This is a genomic window from Streptomyces sp. RB17 (assembly GCF_009604455.1).
Taxonomy (GTDB): domain Bacteria; phylum Actinomycetota; class Actinomycetes; order Streptomycetales; family Streptomycetaceae; genus Streptomyces.
Genome location: NZ_WEGL01000001.1, coordinates 412,939 through 435,783 on the forward strand (window position 1 = coordinate 412,939; position 22,845 = coordinate 435,783).

The following is a 22,845-nucleotide window of genomic DNA, read 5'->3' on the forward strand; positions in this document are numbered from 1 at the left end:
TGCCCGAGGCCACCCGCGGACGACCGACAGTGACGGACAAGCCATCGCCGCCCCCACCGAAACCCCAGGTCACAGCCCCCGAACCAAACGGGTTAACACCCAAGCCTGGCGTTCAGGCAAGATGGGGTGTATCTGCCCACTGCCAGATTTCAAGCTGCCGGACGGTTTCTCTTGGCTGAGTTCATTTACACCATGCGCAAGACGCGCAAGGCGCACGGCGACAAGGTGATCCTCGATGATGTCACCCTGAACTTCCTGCCGGGAGCGAAGATCGGCGTCGTCGGGCCGAACGGTGCCGGTAAGTCGACCGTGCTGAAGATCATGGCGGGGCTGGAGCAGCCGTCGAACGGCGACGCGTTCCTGTCCCCGGGCTACAGCGTCGGCATCCTGCTCCAGGAGCCCCCGCTGAACGAGGAGAAGACGGTCCTGGAGAACGTCCAGGACGGTGTCGCCGAGATCAAGGGCAAGCTCGACCGGTTCAACGAGATCGCCGAGCTGATGGCGACCGACTACTCGGACGCGCTGCTCGACGAGATGGGCAAGCTGCAGGAGGAGCTGGACCACGCCAACGCGTGGGACCTGGACGCTCAGCTGGAGCAGGCCATGGACGCGCTCGGGTGCCCCCCGGGCGACTGGCCCGTCACCAACCTCTCCGGAGGTGAGAAGCGCCGCGTCGCGCTCTGCAAGCTGCTGCTGGAGCAGCCCGACCTGCTGCTCCTCGACGAGCCCACCAACCACCTCGACGCCGAGTCGGTGAACTGGCTGGAGCAGCACCTCGCCAAGTACCCGGGGACCGTGGTCGCCATTACGCACGACCGGTACTTCCTGGACAACGTGGCCGAGTGGATCCTGGAGCTCGACCGCGGGCGCGCGTACCCGTACCAGGGCAACTACTCCACCTACCTGGAGACCAAGGCCTCCCGTCTGAAGGTCGAGGGCCAGAAGGACGCCAAGCGGCAGAAGCGGCTCAAGGAAGAGCTGGAGTGGGTGCGGTCGAACGCCAAGGGGCGGCAGGCCAAGTCCAAGGCGCGTCTCGCCCGGTACGAGGAGATGGCCGCCGAGGCCGAGAAGATGCGGAAGCTGGACTTCGAGGAGATCCAGATCCCGCCGGGCCCGCGGCTCGGCAGCATCGTCGTCGAGGTCGACCAGCTCAACAAGGCCTTCGGGGAGAAGGTCCTCGTCGACAACCTCAGCTTCACGCTGCCGCGCAACGGCATCGTCGGTGTCATCGGCCCGAACGGCGCCGGCAAGACCACCCTGTTCAAGATGATCCAGGGCTTCGAGACCCCGGACTCCGGTGACATCAAGGTCGGCGAGACCGTCAAGATCTCGTACGTCGACCAGGGCCGCGCCAACCTCGACCCGAAGAAGACGCTGTGGGAGGTCGTGTCCGACGGGCTCGACTACATCAACGTCGGCCAGGTCGAGATGCCGAGCCGGGCGTACGTGTCCGCGTTCGGCTTCAAGGGCCCGGACCAGCAGAAGCCGACCGGTGTCCTCTCCGGTGGTGAGCGCAACCGCCTCAACCTGGCGCTCACCCTCAAGCAGGGCGGCAACCTGCTGCTCCTCGACGAGCCCACCAACGACCTGGACGTGGAGACCCTCAGCAGCCTGGAGAACGCTCTGCTGGAGTTCCCCGGGTGTGCCGTGGTCGTCTCCCACGACCGGTGGTTCCTCGACCGCGTCGCCACCCACATCCTCGCCTACGAGGGTGACTCCAAGTGGTTCTGGTTCGAGGGCAACTTCGAGTCGTACGAGAAGAACAAGATCGAGCGGCTCGGCCCGGACGCCGCGCGTCCGCACCGTGCCACCTACAAGAAGCTGACCCGGGGCTGATCGGTCTTGCGCCACATCTACCGCTGCCCGCTGCGCTGGGCGGACATGGACGCGTACGGCCACGTCAACAACGTGGTCTTCCTCCGCTACCTGGAGGAAGCCCGTATCGACTTCCTGTTCCGCCCGGACAAGGAGTTCAAGCAGGGGTCCGTGGTGGCGCGCCACGAGATCGACTACAAGCGCCAGCTCGTCCACCGGCACCACCCGGTCGACATCGAGCTGTGGGTCACCGGGATCAGGGCCGCGTCCTTCACCATCGCCTACGAGGTGAAGGACGCCGACCTGGTCTATGTGCGGGCCTCGACGGTGATCGTGCCGTTCGACTTCGAGGCCCAGCGGCCGCGCCGGATCACCCCGGAGGAGCGGGAGTTCCTCCAGGAGTACATGGACGCGGCCGACGACGCCGACGAGGAGGCCGTCGCCGCATGACGGTGCTCCACCTGGCCGACGAGACGGAGGCGGCCGACCTCGCCGCCTTCCTCTCCCGGCTGCTCCACTACGACCGTGGAGCCGCGGTGCGCCTGCAGGCGGCCGGGACCGCGCTCGCCGTGTTCGGCCGGCCGCCGTCCTTCGAGGTGCTGGCCGTCCGTGCGGTACGGCTGGCGAAGCCCTATGAGAAGGGCCTCGACGTCACCCTCGACGTGACCGTCTCCGCCGGTGAGTTCCTGGAGTCCGTGGACGAACGCGGGGGCACCGCCGCCGTGCCGGCCGCCGTCACCGGTCCGCCGTGGGCCGGAGTGCTGCCGCCGCGCGTCGGCTGGCAGCCCGTGCCGGGGCTGCCCGCGCCGGACGCGCTGCGGGCGACCGTCGCCGCGGCGGTCACCGAGTTCCGGTCCCGTACGGAGGAGCTGGCGCCGGAGGGCCGTACCCGCCCCGAGCTGGACCGGATCGGGCGGGACATCTGGTCCCGGGAGATCGGACCGACCGGGCTCCCGGTGCGGGCCGTGCACGCCGCACAGTCGCTGGGCTTCCTGCGGCCGGGCACCGATCCGGCCGACACCGCCCTGCTCTCCTCCGGGGCGTGGCTCAGGCTGCGCACCCCGTACGGGTCCGTCGCCGTACGGCGGGCCGGCCTCGGCTCGCTGGGTGTCAGCGTGCGCTGAGCCTCCGCGTTCACCGGGTTCCTCCGAGGATGCCCTGGCCTTCAGGCCGGGGAGGAATCGGACTCCTGCGGAGCAGGGCAGGGATAGCCGGGTCGCCGTCAGGGCGATCCGGCGTCCACCCCGCACGGCGGTGATGTCGCCCGCAATGATCAAGAACTCTCAACTGTCAGTCCTCTCAGGTAGGTTCGGATGCATGACGGCAGAGGCGACCACGAAGGACACCGGGCATGCCCGGTACACCTTCCGTGTGCGCCTGTCGGCTGCCGCGCGGCGCGCACTTGAGGCGGAGTGGGCGCGCTGCCGGTGGATCTGGAATGAGTGCGTCGCGAAGTCCCAGCAGGTGCACGCGAAGAACCGGGCGACGGGTGAGAAGGTGACCTGTGGTCCGGGGCAGTTGGACAAGATGCTGACCGAGGCACGCGGGGTGACGCCATGGCTGGCTGAGGGCGCGAGCGTGCCGCAGCAGCAGGTGATTCGGGACTTTGCCAACTCCCGTGCCAAAGCGCTGAAGGACATCAAGGACCGGTTGCCGATGCACCGCCGGGCCCAGATGCCCCGCTTCAAGAAGAAGCGGGAGGCCCGGTGCAGCCTCAACTACACGAAGCGCGGTTTCCGCCTCAAGGACGGCCGCCTGCACCTTGCGGGCCAGATCGTGCTGACGGTGGTGTGGTCGCGGGACCTGCCCGCCGACCCGTCGAGTGTGCGGGTGTACCAGGACAGCCTGGGCCACTGGTACGGGTCCTTCGTCGTCCCGGCTCAGGTTGAGCCGCTCTCTGAGACCGGCCGCGTCCTGGGCGTGGACTGGGGTGTGAAGGAGACCGCCACCACCACCGACGACGCCTACGATCTCCCCCATGCCGAGCACGGCAAGCGGGCCGCGCAGCGGCTGGCGAGGTACCAGCGGATGATGGCCCGGCGCCGGCCTTCGAAGGGACAGCCCGCATCCGCCGGCTACCGCAAGGCTCAGGCCCAGGCGGCGAAGCTGCACAAGAAGATCGCGAGGCAGCGGGAGGACACCGCCCGCAAGTGGGCCAAGCGGGTGATGCGCGGCCACGACGGGGTTGCGGTGGAGGACTTCAGGCCGAAGTTCCTGGCGAAGACCACCATGGCCCGCAAGGCGGCCGATGCCGCCATCGCCGCGACCAAGCGCGCCCTGGTCGAGATGGGCCGCAAGCACAGGCGGGACGTCCGTCTCGTGCACCCGGCGCACACCACGATGGACTGTGCCAAGTGCGGAGCGAGAACCAAGCACGCACTACCTCTGTCGATGAGAACGTATACCTGCACCGTGTGTGGAGCCGTGTCCCCCAGGGACAAGAACTCCGCCCGCGTGATGCTGGTCCGGGCAGGTTGGAACCCGGACGGTGTCGAGGGCGTAAGACCACCTGAGCCGCTGGCTCCGGTGGCGGCCTGAGCCGTAAATCCCCGCTCAGCCCCGGAGGGTGACCAATCCCCTCCCTTCAGGGAGGGGAGCCTTCAATGAGTGTCGTCCGGCCACACCCCGATGTGGTCCGACTCCAGTTCCAGGGCCACGCGCTCGCGCATGTCCAGGGCGCGGAGGTAGTCGGCGGGGAGCTGGAGGCGGCCGGCGCGGTCGAGCATGGCGTACTCGCGGGCGACGACCGTCTCGTGGCCGGTCGTCGCGTCGATCTCGCTGCGCCGCAGCACCTCGGTGGAGGTGCGGCCGTCGCGGATGGCGACCGTGCGGCGGACCTCGCCGGCCACGGCCTGGTCGTGGGTGACGATGACGATCGTGGTGCCGAGCGTCTCGTTGGCCGTGCGGAAGGCGTCGAAGATCTGCGCGGCCGTCCGGGAGTCGAGTTCGCCGGTGGGTTCGTCGGCGAGCAGCACCGCCGGGTCGTTCGCGAGGGCCACGGCGATCGCGACGCGCTGCTGCTGGCCGCCGGACAGCTCGTGCGGGGGGCGGTCGCGGCAGTCGGCCACCTGCAGCAACTCCAGGAGTTCTACGGCGCGTTCGGTGCGGGCGCGGCGGCTTTTACGGGTGCGGGTGCCGGAGAGCTGGAGGGGGAGGGCGACGTTCTGGGCGGCGGTGAGGTACGGGAGCAGGTTGCGGGAGGTCTGCTGCCAGACGAAGCCGACGGTGCTGCGGCGGTAGGCCAGGCGGTCCCGCGCGGTCATGGTGAGCAGGTCGTGGCCGGCGACTCGGGCGGCGCCGGCGGTGGGGGTGTCCAGGCCGGCGAGGATGTTCATCAGGGTGGACTTGCCGCTGCCCGAGGCGCCGACGAGGGCCATGAGCTCGCCTTCGCGGACGAGGAGGTCGAGGCCCTGGAGGGCTTGGACCTCGATGCCGTCCGCGGAGAAGATACGGACGAGGCGGTCGCAGGTGATCAGGGCGTCGTGGCCGTAGGCGGGTTGGTTCCGGGTTTCCGCGACGCGGTTCGCCAGGTCGGACAGGCTCGGGGGCGTTGCCATGAGGTCTCCTGAGTGGGTGCCCGGTGTTGCGGCGTGCGTACGTTCATCGGCCGTCCCCCGCCCGCAGTTCCGTCACGGAGCCCCTTCGACCCGTCCACCACGCCTGTAGCGCGGCAATCCCCACCGTCACCAGTACGACCACGGCCGACGGGACCGTCAGGGACCAGGTGTCCGGCTTCAACTCGGCTTCGGACAGCGGGGATTGGGCCGAGGAGAGGGCGATGGTCGTCAGGTCGATGCCGGGGGAGAGGAGGCGGATGGTGGACCAGCCGGTCACGGTGGAGCCGAGGGCGGCGAGGAGGGCCTGGGGGAGGGACTCCAGGATCAGCAGGCGGCGGCCTGCCGCGCGGGTGAGTCCCATCGTGCGCAGGCGGGCCAGCAGCGCAGCGCGTTCGGGGGCCGCGCGGAGGAGCGCCAGGAGCAGGGCCAGTACGGCGAAGCCGGCGCCCGCGGCCGCCGCCGCCGTGTAGACGTGTTCGGCGCCGGACTGCAGCGGTGAGTCGGCGTACCGGGCGCGCTCGGCGGCCAGGAGGTGGACGTCGGCGGAGCCGCCGGCCGCGTGCCGCAGCGCGCCCGCGTCCAGGCGGTCGCCGGTCAGCAGCAGGGCCGTCGGGCGGTCGGCGGGGGAGGTCAGGCCGGCCCGGTTCACGACGAGGAAGTTGCCGCCGGACACCGCCGGAGTGGCGTCGCGGACCAGTGCGATGCGCACGGTGACCGTGCTGCCGTCCGACAGCCGGACCGGGAGGGGCCGCCGGGTGCCGTACTCGGCGGCGACGGACGGGGAGGCCACGGCCTGCAGGGGGCCATGACCCGATGCCAGCGCGCCCGGAGGAAAGGCGCCGAGGCCCGTGCGGGACGTCAACACGCCGTAGGACGACGGGTCCGCGCCCACCAGTGCGATCGACTCCTGTCCGTCCACCGGCTTGGCCTGGTAGTCGATGCTCACGGCCGCCACGTCCCGCACCCCGTCCACGGCGCGCACCCGGGCCGCCACCGCCGCCGGGAGCGCGGCGTCGGAGTCCACGCGGGCGTCGGCGCCGACGGTCAGCAGCGCCGCCTGGTTCCGGGCGTCGGCCACGCCCGCCAGCACCGAGCCGCCGAACGCCGCCGTGGTCAGCGCGGTCAGCAGAGCCACCAGCGGCAGCACCGCGGAGGTCCGGGTGCGGCCCGCGCGGGCGAGGGAGAGATGGCCGGTGGCCCCGCGCAGGCGTGCCGCCGGGCCGGTCAGGCGGCGCAGCAGCAGCGGGTGGAGGCGGAGCAGGAGGAGTGCGGCGATGACGGCGACCAGGACCGGGGCCACGGCGGACAGCTGGTCGCCGGTCGCGCCCTGCCGCCGCAGCGCCGCGACCGCTCCGGCCGCCGCCACCAGCAGCGTCAGCTCGGCTACCGTACGGCGCCGGGAGGGCCGTACGGTCGCCACGTCCGCGCGGTCGGCCGTCGCCCGCACCGCGCGGTGCGCCAGGGCCGCGCGCAGCGGCAGGGCGGCACACGCGGCGACGGTGACGGCGGCCGCGGCGGCCACGGCGTGAGCGGTGCGGCCGGCCGGGACCGTGAGCAGGGCCGTGGCCAGGCCGAGTGCGCCGGCCGGTACGGCGACCACGGCGGTCTCGGCCAGCAGCCGGCCGGCGAGCGCGGGCAGGGACGCGCCACGGGCACGCAGCAGGGCGAGTTCGGCGCGGCGCCGGTCGGCGGCCAGGCCGCCCGTCATGAGCAGGACGACCACGACGACCGTACCGGTGCCGGCGGCGGCCACGGACACCAGCGGGGCGATGCCGGAGCGCAACTCGGCGAAGGAGGCGAGGGTGTCGTCCAGGCCGGTGCCGACGTCGGTGTTGTCGCCGGTGACGGCGCGGACGCGTTGCAGCCCGGGGCCGGACTCCAGTGCGGCCACGGACGACTTCAGCCGGCCCAGGTCGTGGGCGTGCAGGGTGTGCGGGTCAGGGGCGAGGAACCAGTAGCGGACCGGGCGCGTGACCGTGCCCAGCAGGGCGGGTGCCGCCTCCGGGGGGAGCAGCAGCGCGCCGAGCCAGTACGCCGGCGGGTCGCCGCCCGCGCTGGGGATCCTCACCAGGGACGGGGTGCGCATGCCGGGCACGGTCGACCAGTAGGCGCCGTCGGGGTCGCGCGGGTCGAGGATGCCGGTGACCCGGACCGCGAGTGGGCGCCGGCCGGCCCCGGGGACATGGATGACCGAACCGGGCTCGATGTGGAGGGACTTGGCGGTGGCGGCGGTCACGGCGGCCTCCACCCCGGGCGTGTTCGCGTCCACCGGGCGGCCGGCACGCGGCATGCGCCCGGCGCGGAGGCGCGCGTGCTCGCCGAGGCCGCTCGGCGCGAACAGCGAGACGCGGGCGGGCAGTCCGGAGGGGCGGGGCAGGAAGGCGTCCGGCACCTCCGGGTTCGCGGTGCCGGCGACGCCGTACGCCGACTGGGCGCGGTCGACGGTCAGTGGGCCGCGGACCGTGGGGAGGATCTGCCGGTACTGCCGTTCCAGGGCGGCCGGGCGCATCGCCGTGGCCCGCTGTCCGGCCGCCAGGCCGAGGTCGGGCGCGGGCGCCTCCACGAGCACGGTGGTGTGGTCGGGGCGCGCCTGCGCGAACGCGTGCCGCAGGCCGGCGTCCTCGTACCGGTCGACCGCGCGCGGGAAGGCGGCGGCCAGGCACGCGGCCAGCGCGACCAGCAGCGCGAGCGCGCCGGCGGCACCGGGCGCGGCCCGCAGCCGCGTCCGCACCCAGGGCGCGACGACACGCGGCGCCGGACGTCTCACGTCACCCACCTCCCTCGCGCCGGCGCGCCCTGACAGACACCGCCGCGCGCACGTCCCGCACCGAACGGCCCACGCGGCCCGCAGCACGCCCCGGTACGGCACCGGGCACGGCGGCACACGGGCCCTTACGGCCGAGCCCACCGGCCGCTTTCTCGGCGTGGGTCCCGCAGCACCGGAGCCGGTCGGTCTCGGCTGCCCTCTTCTCGGGGCGGTCCGCTTCTCCCGCCAGGTGGGCCGCGCGGCGTCCGAGCCGGCCGGTCTCGCCCGCCCCTTTCTCGGCACAGTCCACCTCACTCACCCCCCTGCTCACGCAACGCCCGAGCCGGGTCAGTGCGGCGCAGGGTCGGGAGGGCCGCCACCGTGAGGGGGACCACCGCGACCGCGCAGAGCAGCAACGCGACGCGGATGGGCGGGAGTTGGACCAGGAGGTCCGGTACCGGGAGGGTGGCCTCGCCGGTCAGGACGATCAGCGGCAGGACGGCACGGGCCAGTACGATGCCGAGGCCCAGGCCCACCGCGAGCGCCAGGCCCACCAGGACGGCCTGCTCGGCGGCGACCGTACGGGCCAGCCGGCGGCGGGGCACACCGAGCGCGCGCAGCACGGCGAACTCGGCGCCGCGGGCCCGCTGCGCGGCCGCCGCGCCGACCGCGAACCCGACCGCGGCGAGCGCCGCCGCCACCACGGCCGCCGCCGTGAACGCGGCCGTCGGACCCGCCCCGAACGGGTCGTCGCGCAGCTCGGCGGCGATCTCGTCGCGCACCACCACCTGCCCCGGGTCCACGTCCGGCAAGGCCCGTACGGCGGCCGCCACTCCCGCTGCGGCGCCCGGCGCGGTGCCCAGCCACCACTCGTCCGGCGTCGCGCTGTCGCCGTACCGCGCCTGCAGCACCTGGTTCACGGCGCGCAGGTCGAGCAGGACGGCGCCGCCGTCGCGGGCGCCGGTGGCCGTCGGGTCGGCGGTGGCGGGCAGCCCGCGCACCGCACGGACGATCCGGACCGGCAGCGTGTGGTCGCCGATCGTCAGGTCCACGCGCTGTCCGACCCGGGCCCCGGCTGACGCCAGATAGCGGTCGGTGGCCACGGCCGGCACCGCGGCCGGGGCGCGCTGCGGCACCGCGAGCCGGATCGTGACGGAGGCGACCTGCCATGCGTCGGTCCCGGGGAGGTAGCCGGTGCTGTAGACGAACGTGTGCGTGCCGGTGACCTCGGGGCGGGTCGGGCTGGTGGCCGGACTCGCGACGGCGTCGCCCGCGGCCTCCGCGGTGGTCCTCCAGCGGGCGGGCAGTGCGAGCGGGTGCGCCCGGCCGTCGGTGCCGGTCGCCGTCAACGCGCCGAGCGTGAGCCGGTGTTCGGCCCGCTTGCGGGGCTGGGTCATGTCCAGACGGAGCCCGGTGAGGGTCAGCGGGCCGGGCGCGGCGCTCACGTCGAGGCTCAGCGGGTGCGGGTGCCCGTCGGCGGGGAGCTGTCCGAACGACAGCTGGTACGGCACCCCGTACCGGTCGGCCAGGGTCACCGTCACATCGGTGACCACCCCAGGCCCCGCCGAGCTGTGCAGGCTCGCCGTCAGCCCGAGCCGGGCGGTGCCCGCGGGCACCCGGGTCCCGGCCAGGGAGCCCTGCGGCGCCAGCCCGGCGAGCAACGGCCGTACCGGCACATCGGCCAGGTCCGGGCGCATCAGCACCGCGTCCGCCGCGTGCCCGGTGTCCAGCGCCAGCACGGTCGCCGTACGGTCGCCGGACAGCGGCTGGGAGACGCGGACGGCCGGCGCCGCCTCGCGCACGTGCGGCAGCCGCGCGTACAGGTCGGTACGGCCGAGCCCGCCCTCCCCGGCGGACACCACCCGCACCGGCACCCCGGCGCGGAAGTCGGCCTGGTCGTCCTGCGAGCGGCCCCAGGACGCGGCCTGCCCGATCGCGAGCATGCCGAGCGCGACGGCGAGGACCAGCAGCAGCACCGGGCCCGCGGCGCGTGCGGTGCGCCGGCTGAACTGCCAGCCGGCCAGCGCCACCGGCAGCCCGCGCCCGCCCGCCGCCCATCGCTCGGCGAACCGCGCCACGGGCGGCAGCAGCCGCAGCGTGAGCACGGTCCCGGCGAGCAGCGCCAGCGCGGGCGCGGCCACCAGCAGCGGATCGACCCCGAGCGCCCCGGACCGGTCGGCGGCCACGCCTCCCGACCCCTGCCGCCCCAACTGCCAGTACGCCACCCCGGCGACCGCGAGCAGCCCGAGATCGGCACCCGCGCGGAGTGGAGCGGGGAGGAGCCCGCCGGAGGCGGGGCGGGCCGGGCGCGGGCCCCCGGGACGGCGCGGCCACGGCGAGCGGGCCTTGGCCGGGCGCCGCGTACCCGAACCGTACGGTGTCGAGCCGGCCTCCGTCGAGCGCCCTCGACTCCAGCCGTACGGTGTCGAGCCGGCCTGCGCCGAGCGCCGCACGCCCCGCCGCGGCGGCAGTGATCGCTGCCGGCCTCCGCCGTCCCACGCCCCCGTGCTCACCACCGCCGGGACCGTCACCGCCAGGGCACAGCCCAGGGCCGCCGTGGCTGCGACCAGCCAGACGAGGGGGCGGCCGGCCGGGGGCAGGTCGAGGTGCAGGCCGAGGCGGGCCAGCGGGCCGTGCCCGGCGAGCAGGGCGGTGAGCGGGCCGGAGAGGAGGGGCGCGCACCCGGCCGCGGGCAGCGCGAGCAGCAGCGCCTCCGCGGCGGCGAGGGCGGCGAGCCGGGTCCGGGAGGCACCGCGCGCCCGCAACACCCGGGTCTCGTCGGCCCGTTCGGTGCTGAGCAGCCGGGCCACCAGCAGCAGCGCGTAGCCGGCGAGCAGGACCAGCTGCAGGGTGACGATCAGCAGCGTGGAGCGGGCGACGAGCAACGAACGGTCCACCCGGTCCAGGACGTCCGGCAGCGAGGTCTGCGCCACCGTCGTACCGTGCAGCGCGGCCCGGTCGCGCAGCCCGGCGCTCCCCGCCCGCGCCGCCGTACGGAGCCGGCCGATCCGCGCGGTCGTCATCCGGCCGAAGTCCGCCGACGCGAGCCACGCCGTGGTCCCCGCGCTGACCCGGCCGCCGGTGAGGACGGAGGGGTCGGCGAGCAGCGGGCCGTACGTCGTGAATCCGGACTTCTTCACGCCACGGCCGAGCAGGTCGTCCAGTTGCCAGTACGGCGCCGTCACCGAGACGGGGCGGTACAGCCCGGTGATCCGCACCCGTACCGCCGGGCCGTCCAGCCGGTCGGTCAGGGTGAGCCGTGCGCCGGGGGCGAGCCGCAGCGCCCGGGCGGCGGACTGCGGGAGCGCGACCTCGACCGTGCCGTCGGTGCCCTCGGTACGGCGCGGGAGGCGGCCGGCGGTCAGCCGCAGCTGGGTGCGGTCCAGGGCCGCGAGGTAGGTCAGGTCCGGGTCGCCGGACCGGTCCGCGGGCGGCTGCAGCGAGCGGGGCAGCGCGTACGGGCCCGAGCGGCTCAGGGTCCTGAGCGTCACCGGCAGGCCGTCGAAGGTCTTCCGGGCACCCTTGCGGACGACGGCGTCGGCGGCGGCCCGCCCGGCAGCCGGCACGTCCGCCTTGACGATCAGCGCCGTGTCGGCGGCGCCCTGCGGATCGGCCAGCACATGGCGCAGCGCGGCGTCGCCGATCGCCGCCGAGTACGCGGTGAGAGTCGCCAGTACCGCGGTGGTCAGCACCACGGTGAGCAACGCGGCACCCAGCAGCAACCGGTGCGCACGCGCGCGTGAGAAGACGAACCCCGTCACCCGGCCCCCGTGTGTCCGGACCTGAACATCCCCAGACCTTCGGGTGATGCTGACAGAGCCGACCGGCTATGGGTAAGCGGTTGTCGAGCGGTCTATACCAGATCGTGACCGTAATCCGGCCACGCGTGACCGGAATGCGGCGTTCAGTGACCGCTGTTCGTCAGTCCGGCGTGTTGATCATCGACGCGGCGGCGTACGTCAGGTAGTTCCACAGCGTCGTCTCGTGCTCCTCGGACAGCCCGAGGTCCTCGACGGCCACGCGCATGTGCCGCAGCCACGCGTCGTGCGCCGCCCGGTCCACCGCGAACGGGGCGTGCCGCATGCGCAGTCGGGGGTGGCCGCGGTTGTCGCTGTAGGTGGTGGGGCCGCCCCAGTACTGCATCAGGAACAGGGTCAGCCGCTCCTCGGCCGGTCCCAGGTCCTCCTCCGGGTACATCGCCCGCAGGAACGGATCCCCGGCGACTCCCTCGTAGAAACGGTGGACCAGCCGGCGGAAGGTCTCCTCCCCGCCGACCTGCTCGTAGAAGGTCTGCTCCTGAAGCGTGCCGCGCCGAATCTCATTCACCCGTCCATCGTCTCAGACCGGGTGACCCAGGACTCGAGGCTTAGGACCCCGCGGCCCGGCCCGCCCCGGTCGCGGACCCGCTCACCCCTACTGTGGAGCCATGGGTCCCTACGACACCGAGACCGACCGCCTGGCCGCCGCCGCGCGGGAGGCGCTGGTGCGGGAGATCGACGCCGAGGGGGCCTGGGCCGGGGACCCGGTGTGGCGGGAGGCGTTCGCGGCGGTGCCCCGGCACGTGTTCGTGCCGTACTACTACGTCGTCGGGCCGCGCGGCTACGAGCGCCGCTGGGGCGAGAGCCCCGACCCGGAGGCCCGCGAGCGCTGGGTGCGCGGCGCCTACGCGGACGTTCCGCTGGCCACCCGGTTGCGCGACGGCGAGCTGGTCTCCTCCAGCAGCCAGCCCTCCCTGATGGCGCGGATGCTGGCCGCGCTGGAGGTCGAGGACGGCAACCGGGTCCTGGAGGTGGGCGCCGGCACCGGCTACAACGCGGCCCTGCTCGCCCACCGGCTCGGCGACGACGACCTCGTCACCACCGTCGATCTGGAACCGGAGATCACCGAGTCGGCCAGCCGGCACCTTCAGGCGGCCGGATTCCACCCGGCCGTCGTCACCGGCGACGGCGCGCGCGGAGTGCCCGAACGCGCCCCGTTCGACCGGATCATCGCCACCTGCGAGCTGTCCACGGTCCCGCGCGCCTGGCTCGCCCAGTGCCGCCCCGGCGCCCGCATCCTGACCCCGCTGGCCACCGGCCTGCTCGCGCTCACGGTGCGGGACGCGACCCACGGCGAGGGCCGTTTCCTGCCCACGGCCGCCTTCTTCGTACCGCTGCGCGGCGAGGGCAGGCCGGGGCCGGAGGTGGTGTCGCTCGCCGGGCTGCCGGGCCGGGCCCGCGAGCAGGACACGTTCCGTTTCCTGCTCGCGCTGACCCGGGGCACTCTCGATCCGCAGGAGGGCTACGCACTGTGGGAGCGCGAGGGCGAGCCGGAGCGCGAGCGGTACGGCGTCACGGTCGACGGCGAGCGTGCCTGGGCGTGGCTGCACGAGCCGGAGGGGCCCTACGCCTGGCCCCTCCCGTGACCGTCCCCGATGTCGCTCAGGCCCGGCGGATGGTGATCGTCGTCCAGGCGCCCACGTGCACCCGGTCGCCGTCCTGCAGCGGCACCGGCACGAACGGCTGGATGGGCTCCTCGGACATGTTGACCGTGGTGCCGTTGGTCGAGTTCTGGTCGACGACCGCCCAGCTGCCGTCCGGCTGCTGCACCAGCACCGCGTGCTGGTGCGAGACGCCCGGGTCCTCCGGTGGCGTCGACAGGTCGATGTCGGGGGTGTCGCCGGTGGAGTGCCGGCGGCGGCCGATGGTGACCTGGTTGCCGCCGAGCGTGCGCTGCTGCTCGGGCGAGTACGCGGGCAGGTTCAGGCCCGCGGCCTCGGGACCCGAGCGCTGCATCATCGCCATGAAGTAGTCGCGGTCCGGGCCGACGGTCGCCGTCCAGGTGACCCGCTGCTGCGGGAAACCCGGGCCGGGCGGGGCCTGCGTGGCGCCGGGCTGCGGGTAGCCGTACCCGCCGCCCTGACCGCCACCGGGGCCGGAGGCCGACGGCGGGGAGATCACCCAGTCGTCGTCACCGCCGAAGGCGGGGCCGGGAGACGGGGGACCGCCCGGCTGCCCACCGCCCGGACCCTGCGGCGGACCGCCGGCGGGCCGGCCGGGCTCGCCGGGGAACACGGGCGGCGCGGGCGGACCCGGCTGCTGGAACGCCTGAGCGGCACCGCCGGGACCGGGCGGGGGCGGCACCGGACGCGACGGGTCGCCGCCGAAGCCGGAGGGACCGGGCACACCGGGAGGAGTGGGGCCACCGGGACCGGAGGGCTCTCGACCGAAGGGGCCACCGGGACCGGACGGCTCACGACCGAAGGCCGGCGGACCGGAGGGTCCGCCGGGCCCCTGGCCCTGAGGCTGACCCGGTCCGCCGCCGAAACCGGACGGAGCGCCGGAGCCCGGACCACCCTGACCCGGTCCGCCGCCGAAACCGGAGGGACCGCCGGGCCCCTGGCCCTGAGGCTGACCCGGGCCGCCGCCGAAACCGGACGGACCGCCGGAACCCGGACCACCCTGCCCCGGGCCGCCGCCGAAGCCACCGGGAACACCCTGACCACCCGGGCCGGGTGAGGTCGGCGGTCCCGAAGGGCCGCGCTCGCCGGCGAACGGCGTCGGGCCCGACGGCTCGCTGCCGAAGGACGGGATCGGCTCGGCGGGCCGGTTCATCTGCGAGGGCCGCGAGCCCTGGTACTCGTACCCGTCATTGCCGCCGTACGTCGCGCTCGGCGGCTGGAACCGCGGCTGAGCCGGGCGCGGCGCGGCCGGGGTGTACGAGGTGGCCGTGTTGGTCAGGAAGTTCCACCGGCACTCCTCGCAGAAGGGCGCGCCGCCCTCGCGGGGCGTACGGCACTGCGGGCACAGCTCCGGCTCCGGGGCCGCCCCGGCCGGCGGGCGTCCGCCGGCCTGGGTGCCCTGCGGGGGCGGGAAGCCGTAACCGCCCGGCGGCGGGGGCGGCGGGGGCGGAGGTACGGCACCGGCCATGCGGTGACCGCAGACCTCGCACCAGTCGTCGGAACCCGACTGGTGTCCGTTCGGGCAGGTCGGCATGTCGGTGCTTCCCCTTCTCCTACGCTTCCAGGGTCACTTCTTCGAGGGTCACTTCTTTACACGAACAGTCTTTGTGGACCGGGTCTCCAGAGTCATCTCATCCGCCTCCGCGACCTTCGTCTTCAACCGCACAGTACCTGTCGCGGCGTCGACCACGTCCACCACCTTCGCAAGCAGTTTCGCAGTATCGGCGTTCCCGGAGGCGTTGGCGAGCTGAACGGCACGCCCCAGTTTGGCCGTTGCGCCATCGAAATCGCCCGCTTTGCGGAGATCGAGGCCCTGCTTGATGGCTTGTGCCAGTTCGGCCTGGCCGGTGTAGTGGGCGACCTGGGGGTTGATCGAGGTGGAGGCGGTCATGTCGTCGGTCCACACCGCCCGTACGAGGCCCTGCGCACCGAGGTTCTGCGCCGATCCGTCCGCTTGCGGCACGACCAGCGAGACCCGGGCGGCGAGCATCTCCTGGCCCAGGCCGGCCGCCGGGACCTCCACGCACAGGTGGTAGTCGCGGGACTCGTCGCCCCAGGATCCGGTCGGGTAGTCCCCGGCGCGCGGCCCGGCCTCGGTGCGGCGAGCGGTCAAGTCCTCGACGGTGGGGGCGACTTGCTTGACGAAGCGGATGGCCGTGCCGACCGGAGTCCACACCCGCAGGGAGACGTCCGCGACCTCCTTGCCCATCGCCGTCTCCATCATCCGCGTGAAGTCGGCGGCGAGACCGGCCGGGTCGGCGACGATGTCGGCGGTGCCGAGCAGCGCGGAGGCGATCCCTGTGACTTCTTTCACTTCCCAGTCGGTGCCCACGCCCCGCGCGTCACAGGTGAACCGTCCGGCGCACGCGTCCAGTGCCGCCCGCAGGTCCTGGGGCGACTCGTGTTCGTTGCGGCCGTCGGTGAGCAGGATGCCGTGCCGGATGGTGACGTCCGCCGAGTTCAGCAGCCGGTCGGCGAGTCTCAGCCAGGTGCCGATGGCCGTACCGCCGCCCGCGCTGAGCCGTCGTAGCGCCTGCTTGGCCTGCTCGCGGGTGGCGGGGTCGGCGACCGCGAGCCGTCCACCGCCCGGGTAGACCTCCTTGGCCACGTGCGTGCCGCCGATCACCGCGAAGTGCGTGCCGTCGCGCAGGGTGTCGATCGCGGCGGCCGTGGCGTCCCGGGCGTTGCGCATCTTGGTCGGCGGGTAGTCCATCGAACCGGAGCAGTCGACCATGAGCGCCACGGCGGCGGAGGGGCCCTGGCCCCGCGCGTACACCGGTGCCGCGGCGCTGCCGGCCGTGCCGCCGCCGGTCGAGGTCACCGTGACGATCGCGTTGACCTCGCGCCCGCCCTCCGGCAGGTACTCGTTCTGATAGACGTCCATCGAGAACTGCGGCACGTGCGACTTCGCGAAAATGGCCATGCGTACTCAAATCCCCCTTGACCGCCCTGCCGATGCAGGGTGCTGGCTGTGAACAGGCCGGTCCCCTCCGACCCGTGACCCCCGGCCCGTGGCCGCGGCCTCAGGCCGATCCTGCCCCCTGCGGCGGCGCCGGGAACGGTACGACGGCCACTGTTACGTTGTCGTGGCCCCCGCCGTCCAGGGCGTGACCGACCAGCACCCGGGCGCCGTGCAGCGGGCGCGCGGCCGCGTCCGACGGTACGACCTCGGACATCTCCTCGGCCGTCTCCGCGTAGTTCCACAGGCCGTCGGTGCACACCACCACGACTCCGGGCCGGTCCGGCTTGAACGACGCGGTGTGCGGCTCCAGTTCGTAGGCGTCCGCGCCGAGCCAGCCGGTGATCGCGTGGGCGCGCTCGTCGGCGTACGCCTCGGCCTCGCTCATCAGGCCGGCGGCGACCATCTGCGCGGCCCAGGAGTCGTCCTCGGTCAGCCGGGCCGGGGGCGCGCTGCGGTCGTCCGGCACCCAGTAGACGCGGCTGTCGCCGACCCAGCCGACGACCAGCAGCCCGGAGGCGACCACCGCGCCGACGATCGTGCAGGCCGGGGCGTTCTGGTGCGGGGCGTGCTCGCGGGCCGTGGCGGGCTCCTCGGCGAGCGCGTTGACGGCCTGGGCGGCGGCGACGATCGCCTCGTGCATGGCCGTCTGCGGATGCGTACCGCGCGGCAGGGCGGTCAGCAGCGCGTCACCGGCCGCCTGGGAGGCGGCCGTCGACGCGTCGTCGGGGCGGGTCGCGGAGGACACGCCGTCGCAGACGATCGCGACGGCGGCCGGGGTGCCGTCGGGCAGCGCGGTGTGGCCGACGGTGAAGGCGTCCTCGTTGCGGTGGTGGCGCAGGCCGCGGTCGCTGACGGCGGCCACCGGGCCCGACTCGCGCTCCATGTGGTCGCGTTCGCGGGGCTGGGCGTGCCCGCAGTTCTCGCAGTAGCCGTCGCTGTCCACCCGGCCGGTCCGGCACGCCACGCACACCTGTGCGGGCTCCTCCGGCACGGCCGTGTTCCCGGGGGTCTCGGCCACCCGCGGGTCCGGCGCCTGCAACGGGTACTCGTCGGGCTCCGCGGGCCGGTCGAAGCGCACTCCGGAACCGGCAGGCTGCCGTGCGGCCTCCTCGGCGCCTGGCTCGTGGTTGTGGTCGCCGGCGCCGGGCCCGTGGTGGTGGTCGCCGGTGCCGGGCTCGTGGCCGTGCGGGTCCGTGCCGGGCTCGTGCTCGGGCAGGGCACCGCCGCCGGAGTCGGTGCCGGCCAGGTCCGCCGGCAGATGCACCGCGGGCGGGGAGCCCGGTTCGGGGGCGGGCCAGTCCACGCCGTCCCCGGGAGAACCGGTCGCGGAGCCGCTCATGGTGAGCGTCGGATGGTCCGGCGGCGGCGCGGGTACGACGGAGAGGTCGTACCCGCACGCTCCGCAGAAGAGGTCACCCGGCTCGACGGGCTCCGCGCAGCTCGGGCACTTCGCCAGTGCGGCCTGCTGGGGCATCTGCGACATCAACTACACCCACGTTCGGGGGCGGTAACGGTTGGCCCGTTCCACCAGCTCGATCCTCTCCTCGCCGCCGGTCGCCAGCCGGGCCAGCGTGCGGTAGGCGCGCTCCAGGCCGAAGCGGAGGCCCCGCTCGTCCAGACCGCTGCCCAGCAGCACCCGACCGCCGGCCGCGGACGGGGTGCCCTGGCCACCGGAGAGTATCCAGTCCAGCGCACAGCCGAGGACTTCCGCCGACAACTGCTCGCGCCGCGCCGGGTCCAGACCGTACGCGTCCAGCGCCTCGACCTGCCCGGCGGCGGCCGTCAGGTCGTCCAGGAACGGTACGTCACCGGCAGTCGCGGTGCGCTGTCTGAGCCGCGCCCGGACGGCGGCGACCCGGGCGGCCGTGTAGTGGATGGAGGACTCCGGCACCGACTCCAGGGTGCGCACGGCGCCCTGCCGGTTGCCGGCCGCGAGCTGCACCCGGGCGAGCCCGAAGGCGGCGCTCACAAAACTCGGGTCGGTCGCCCACACCAGGTGGTAGTACTCGGACGCGTTGTCCAGTTGGCCCAGCACCTCCGCGCACAGACCGAGCGCCAGCTTCGGCGCGGCCTCGCCGGGGAAGGCGTCGTAGATGGCGTCGAAGGAGAGCGCGGCGCCCTCGAAGTCGCCGGTGACCAGGGCGGCCACGCCCCGGTACCACACCACCCGCCAGTCGTCGGGCCGCTCCTCCTCCAGTTGCGCCAGGCTCATCAGCGCGGCCTGGTGGTCGCCGCTCTCCAGCCGGGCGCGGACCTGCCTGAGCCGGGTCTCCACGGTCTGCGCGGGCGCCGCGTCCAGGGCCGCGATCAGCTCGGCCGGCGCGGAGGTCATCAGACCCGCCAGGAAACCCGCGTTGGGGTCGCCCGGATCGACCAGCGGAACCGGCAGGGCGAGCGCGCCGGCGGGGGTGTCGACGGGTTTGACGAGGGCGGGCGGGAGCGCGGCCGGGCCGGGGGGCGTGGCCTTGGACACGGGCCGCGTCCCCAGCCGGGACACATCCCCCTCCAGCCGGGGGAACAACTCGCGGTCGGTGACCTTCACTTCGGGCCCGAACAGCGTCGACAGCGCGGGCCGCGCCTGCCCGCTCTGCAGCGAGACGACCTCGCGCAGCACACCGGTCAGCTGCTCGGCCATCTCCTGCGCGGAGGCGAACCGGCGGGCCGGGTCGGGGTCGGTGGCGCGGACGAGCAGCCGGTAGAAGGACTCGTAGCGGCGGAAGACGTCGATGGTGTCCGGGTCGGGCAGCGAGTCCACGTAGACGTTGGTGTAGCCCTGGAAGTCGAACGTGAGCACCGCGAGCGTACGGCCCACCGTGTACAGGTCGCTCGCCACCGACGGGCCGACCTCCGCGACCTCGGGCGCCTGGTAGCCGACCGTGCCGTAGATCGCCGACTCGTCGTCGTCCATGCGGCGCACCGCGCCCATGTCGATCAGTTTGAGCTGGTCCTCGGTCTGGATGGCGTTGTCGACCTTGAAGTCGCAGTAGAGGAGGTTACGGCTGTGCAGGTGGCCGAGGGCCTCCAGCGCCTCGATGCCGTACGCGCAGGCCTGCTCCACCGGCAGCGGATCGCGCCTGCCGTCCGGTGTGCGGCGGGCGTTGGCGATCTCCTTCAGGGACTTGCCGCCGACGTACTCCATGACGATGTAGCCGTCGAGGGAGCCGGTGCGCTGGTCCAGGTGCTCCACGAAATTGTAGATCCGCACGATGTTGGCGTGCTCGATCTCCGCGAGGAAGCGCCGCTCGGAGATCGCGGCGGCCATCGCGTCCTGGTCACCGGTGTCCAGCAGGCCCTTGAGCACCACCCACCGGTCGGAGACGGCCCGGTCCACGGCGAGGTAGATCCAGCCGAGCCCGCCGTGCGCGAGACAGCCCACGACCTCGTACTGGCCGTGCACGATGTCCCCGGCCTTCAGCTTCGGCACAAAGGAGTACGGGTGCCCGCACTTGGTGCAGAAACCTTCCGTACGGCCGGGACGGTCACCCCGCGCCCGCCCCACCGGAGCCCCGCAGTCCGAGCGCGAGCAGAACCGCTTCCGCTCCGGCACCTCCGGGTTCTCCAGCACCATCGCGCGCGGGTCGGGCCGCGGCACCTGCGGAACGTGCACCAGCCCGGCGCCCAGCCGCCCACGCGTCGACGTCCCCGACGCCGAACCGGAGCTGCGCACCGACACCGAACGCGCGCTGGACCGGCCCGACAGGGACCGCGAGAGCCGCCCGGACACCGAGCGGCGCGACTTCGACGACTGCGAGGACGTGCGCGAGCTGCTGCGCGAGCTGCCGCTGTCCGCCGCGCCCCTGGTGATCCCGGTCGCCTGCGAACCGACCATCCCTCCCCCAGAGGGGGGACCCCCAGACGACACCACCGGGGCGAGGCCGCAGGTGTCGCAGTAGAGCTCGCCGCCGCCGACGTCCTCGTACGCACCCTCGCAGCCCGGCCGCTGGCAGGTCTGCCCCGGCTGACTCATGACTGGTCCCCCTTACGGTCCTGAGGCGCGCCCGCGCCGCCGAGCAGCTCCGCCGCCAGCTGCTGGTAGCGCAGCACGGCCTGTTCGGCCACCCGCAGGTCGCAGGGCGCGCTCCACAGCATCCGCCGCGCCGCGTCGTACCGCTCGACCAGGAACGGGTCCTCCGCGAGTCCGTGCCGGGCGACCTTCGCCTTGTACGCGTCGAGCCGGCCGCGCAGCTCGGCGCGGACCGCGAGCGGCGCGGTGACCGCCGTCAACGACTCACGGGCCCGCAGCAGTTCGTCCTCCGCCTTCTGCTCCAGGGACTCCAGGAGCGGGGAGAGCCGGTGCCACTGGGCCTGCCTGCGGTACTCGGCCGCCGTCGCCAGCTGCTCCTGGAGCACGGTCGGCGGGCCGCTGACCACCGGCACCTCGGTCGCCGCGATCTTCGCCAGCACCTCGCCGCGCGCGGTGCGGGCCTCGGCGAGGGTGCGGTCGGCGCGCGAGAGCACGTCCCGCAGCCGGATCAGCCGCGCCTCCGCGTCCTGCCGGACCGTCAGCACGGCGTCGATCTCCCGGCGCACGTCCTCCAGGGCGCGCGCCTCACGGTCGTACACCGTGGTGTCGGGGCGGCCGCCGCCGGGCGCCGAACTGCCTTCCGTGGGCACCCAGAACGCGAGCGGATCGGAGACGACGTCTTCCCTGAGCCTGGTCAGCGTGCGGGTGATCCGCTCCAGGTCGTCACCGGCGGGGTGCTCGCCGGGGCGTACGCCGACGGAGTGCGCGAGCTTGCGGGTGCGCTGGAGTTCCGCGGCGAGTAAATCGATCCGCGCGGGCAGCGCCGACCACACCGCGTCGCAGGCCACGACCAGGTCCAGGCTCGTCGCGTACAGCTCGTTCATCCGGTCCACCAGCGCGGACAGCGAGTAGGACTCGCTGAGCACCCCGTTCCCGGCCACGGTGACGGACTCGCCGCGCAGCAGACCGGTCAGCTCCACCAGGTCCTCGCGGCTGGACCAGCGGCGCCGGGCGCGGATCTCGCGGGCGGAGCGCAGGGCGGCCGCGTAGGCGTCGAAGTAGCCCCACAGCTGGGTGATCCGCGCCTCCGTCGCCTGCCAGCGTGCCTCGGTGACACCGGTCAGCTCGGCGCCTTCGAGGAGTCTGCGGCCCGCGTGGTCCTGCAGGGCCAGCAGCGAGGTCTCGATCGCCTCGTGCTCCTGGCCGAGCCGCGCCAGCGCACGGTCCACCTCGTCCCGGTCCATCACCGGCCCGGCGGGGTCCGTGACGCCCATCGATCACCTCTCGCTGCTTCAAGTTCCCGGTCGGATGTGGCTCAACTCGCGCGCAGATACTGCGGCGCGGGCGGCTTGGACGCGCTGGAGTCCTTCCCCAGTGTCGCCGACAGCCACGTGTCGTAGGAGGCCTGCCAGCCGCTGGAGCGGTAGCCCACCAGAATGCGGTTGACCCGGCGTACCAGATCGGAGGCGTCCTTCTTCATCGCCACGCCGTAGTACTCGGTGGTGAACGCCCCGCCCTTCAGTTCGACGGTCGGGTCCTGCGCGGCCTGGCTGGCGGCGAGCGCGCCGTCGGTCACCACGGCGTCCACCTCGCCGAGTTGCAGCCGGACCAGGCAGTCGAGCTGGTTCGGGACGGTGGTGGAGATGTCCGTGGAGGCGGGCAGGGTGCCGTCCTTCTTGTCGGCGTCCAGCTTGGTGTACGCCGTCGAACCGGCCGCCGTGCAGATCCTCTTGTGCGCCAGCGTGCCGTTGTAGCCGGTGACGGACGACGACTTGGGTGCGAGGACCTGCTGCCCGGTCTTGAAGTAGGGCGCGGAGAACGCCACCTGGGACAGCCGGTCGCAGGTGATCGTCATGGTCCGTACGACCATGTCCACCCGCCCGTCCTGTATCGCGGAGATCCGCTGGCTGGTCGGGATCGCCTTGAACTGCACCGCGTCCGGGTCGCCGAGGATGTCCTGCGCTATCCGGTGCACCAGGTCGATGTCGAAGCCCTCCAGCTCCGCGCCCTGGGTGTTGGGGTTGCGGTAGCCCCAGTGGTAGCTGTTCTGGTCGACGCCGACGATCAGCTTCCGCTTGGCGCCCGTACGGGCCTTGATCGCGTCGATCGTCGGGCCGTCCGCGCCGGACGGCGACAGGGTCTGGTTCTGCGCCTCGGAGTCCTTGCAGTCCGCGGCACGGGCCTGCACACCGGCGGCCACGGCCTGACCGGTGCGCTGCGGACGGTGCTGCGGCAGCTGCTGCGTGCACGGCAGCAGCAGGACGAACGCCAGCGCCAGCGCGCACAGCACCGCCATCGCGCCGACGCCGCCCCAGCCCCGCAGGGAGGCCCGTACACGTGCCGCGTACATCGTCATGCCCC

At 73.7% G+C, this 22,845-nt stretch carries 15 protein-coding genes; 5 read left to right on the forward strand and 10 right to left on the reverse strand.

Annotated elements, in window-relative coordinates:
• The first annotated feature begins 171 nt into the window (after positions 1-171).
• The 4 genes from ettA to SRB17_RS01950 all read left to right on the forward strand — a co-directional run bounded on the left by ettA (position 172) and on the right by SRB17_RS01950 (position 4,353).
• Positions 172-1,836: an energy-dependent translational throttle protein EttA gene (gene ettA / locus SRB17_RS01935; RefSeq protein WP_153534032.1), complete on the forward strand. Its 1,665-nt coding sequence runs from the start codon at positions 172-174 to the stop codon at positions 1,834-1,836.
• A gap of 6 nt (positions 1,837-1,842) precedes the next feature.
• On the forward strand, positions 1,843-2,265 hold the full coding sequence (locus SRB17_RS01940) for an acyl-CoA thioesterase (protein ID WP_153534035.1): 423 nt from the start codon (positions 1,843-1,845) through the stop codon (positions 2,263-2,265).
• Positions 2,262-2,939, forward strand: coding sequence for a hypothetical protein (locus tag SRB17_RS01945; protein WP_153534037.1), 678 nt, complete (start codon positions 2,262-2,264; stop codon positions 2,937-2,939). The genes SRB17_RS01940 and SRB17_RS01945 overlap by 4 nt, the downstream gene beginning before the upstream one ends.
• A gap of 193 nt (positions 2,940-3,132) precedes the next feature.
• A complete protein-coding gene (locus tag SRB17_RS01950) occupies positions 3,133-4,353 on the forward strand; it encodes an RNA-guided endonuclease InsQ/TnpB family protein (RefSeq protein WP_153534038.1) in 1,221 nt (406 codons plus the stop codon).
• A 62-nt stretch (positions 4,354-4,415) separates the two neighbouring features.
• Here the strand turns inward: SRB17_RS01950 and SRB17_RS01955 are convergent, their stop codons facing one another.
• The 4 genes from SRB17_RS01955 to SRB17_RS01970 form a co-directional block, all read right to left on the reverse strand.
• Positions 4,416-5,372, reverse strand: a complete 957-nt coding sequence (locus SRB17_RS01955; protein WP_153534040.1) for an ABC transporter ATP-binding protein — start codon at positions 5,370-5,372, stop codon at positions 4,416-4,418.
• A gap of 43 nt (positions 5,373-5,415) precedes the next feature.
• A complete protein-coding gene (locus SRB17_RS01960; protein ID WP_323374840.1) occupies positions 5,416-8,139 on the reverse strand; it encodes an FtsX-like permease family protein in 2,724 nt (907 codons plus the stop codon).
• A 290-nt stretch (positions 8,140-8,429) separates the two neighbouring features.
• Positions 8,430-11,879, reverse strand: a complete 3,450-nt coding sequence (locus tag SRB17_RS01965; RefSeq protein WP_323374841.1) for an ABC transporter permease — start codon at positions 11,877-11,879, stop codon at positions 8,430-8,432.
• A gap of 160 nt (positions 11,880-12,039) precedes the next feature.
• The gene (locus SRB17_RS01970; protein WP_323374842.1) at positions 12,040-12,444 is read right to left on the reverse strand and encodes a globin; all 405 of its coding nucleotides are present in this window, start codon (positions 12,442-12,444) and stop codon (positions 12,040-12,042) included.
• A gap of 100 nt (positions 12,445-12,544) precedes the next feature.
• Here SRB17_RS01970 and SRB17_RS01975 point away from each other — a divergent pair, with 100 nt between their 5' ends.
• Positions 12,545-13,522 (forward strand): methyltransferase domain-containing protein, encoded by a 978-nt coding sequence (locus SRB17_RS01975; RefSeq protein WP_153534042.1) that lies wholly within the window; start codon positions 12,545-12,547, stop codon positions 13,520-13,522.
• Positions 13,523-13,538: 16 nt separating this feature from the next.
• On the opposite strand, the gene SRB17_RS01980 is transcribed toward SRB17_RS01975, so the two are convergent.
• The 6 genes from SRB17_RS01980 to SRB17_RS02005 form a co-directional block, all read right to left on the reverse strand.
• Positions 13,539-15,092: an FHA domain-containing protein gene (locus tag SRB17_RS01980; RefSeq protein WP_153534044.1), complete on the reverse strand. Its 1,554-nt coding sequence runs from the start codon at positions 15,090-15,092 to the stop codon at positions 13,539-13,541.
• Between the two features lie 48 nt (positions 15,093-15,140).
• Complete coding sequence (locus tag SRB17_RS01985; RefSeq protein ID WP_153534046.1) at positions 15,141-16,481, reverse strand: vWA domain-containing protein; 1,341 nt, start codon at positions 16,479-16,481, stop codon at positions 15,141-15,143.
• A gap of 100 nt (positions 16,482-16,581) precedes the next feature.
• On the reverse strand, positions 16,582-18,003 hold the full coding sequence (locus tag SRB17_RS01990; RefSeq protein ID WP_153534048.1) for a PP2C family serine/threonine-protein phosphatase: 1,422 nt from the start codon (positions 18,001-18,003) through the stop codon (positions 16,582-16,584).
• A 3-nt stretch (positions 18,004-18,006) separates the two neighbouring features.
• Positions 18,007-20,487, reverse strand: coding sequence for a serine/threonine-protein kinase (locus tag SRB17_RS01995; RefSeq protein WP_153534050.1), 2,481 nt, complete (start codon positions 20,485-20,487; stop codon positions 18,007-18,009).
• Positions 20,484-21,758, reverse strand: coding sequence for a hypothetical protein (locus SRB17_RS02000; RefSeq protein ID WP_153534052.1), 1,275 nt, complete (start codon positions 21,756-21,758; stop codon positions 20,484-20,486). Before SRB17_RS02000 ends, SRB17_RS01995 begins: the two co-directional genes overlap by 4 nt.
• A 41-nt stretch (positions 21,759-21,799) precedes the next feature.
• A complete protein-coding gene (locus tag SRB17_RS02005) occupies positions 21,800-22,834 on the reverse strand; it encodes a glutamate ABC transporter substrate-binding protein (RefSeq protein ID WP_153534054.1) in 1,035 nt (344 codons plus the stop codon).
• Between the last annotated feature and the right edge of the window lie 11 nt (positions 22,835-22,845).

Bases quoted from the DNA above. Each gene is read 5' to 3' on its own strand.
- SRB17_RS01985 (WP_153534046.1), bottom strand. From the start codon at position 16,481: ATGGCCATTTTCGCGAAGTCGCACGTGCCGCAGTTCTCGATGGACGTC.
- SRB17_RS01975 (WP_153534042.1), top strand. From the start codon at position 12,545: ATGGGTCCCTACGACACCGAGACCGACCGCCTGGCCGCCGCCGCGCGG.
- SRB17_RS01990 (WP_153534048.1), bottom strand. From the start codon at position 18,003: ATGTCGCAGATGCCCCAGCAGGCCGCACTGGCGAAGTGCCCGAGCTGC.
- SRB17_RS02005 (WP_153534054.1), bottom strand. From the start codon at position 22,834: ATGTACGCGGCACGTGTACGGGCCTCCCTGCGGGGCTGGGGCGGCGTC.
- SRB17_RS01945 (WP_153534037.1), top strand. From the start codon at position 2,262: ATGACGGTGCTCCACCTGGCCGACGAGACGGAGGCGGCCGACCTCGCC.
- SRB17_RS01950 (WP_153534038.1), top strand. From the start codon at position 3,133: ATGACGGCAGAGGCGACCACGAAGGACACCGGGCATGCCCGGTACACC.
- SRB17_RS01980 (WP_153534044.1), bottom strand. From the start codon at position 15,092: ATGCCGACCTGCCCGAACGGACACCAGTCGGGTTCCGACGACTGGTGC.
- SRB17_RS01955 (WP_153534040.1), bottom strand. From the start codon at position 5,372: ATGGCAACGCCCCCGAGCCTGTCCGACCTGGCGAACCGCGTCGCGGAA.
- SRB17_RS02000 (WP_153534052.1), bottom strand. From the start codon at position 21,758: ATGGGCGTCACGGACCCCGCCGGGCCGGTGATGGACCGGGACGAGGTG.
- SRB17_RS01995 (WP_153534050.1), bottom strand. From the start codon at position 20,487: ATGAGTCAGCCGGGGCAGACCTGCCAGCGGCCGGGCTGCGAGGGTGCG.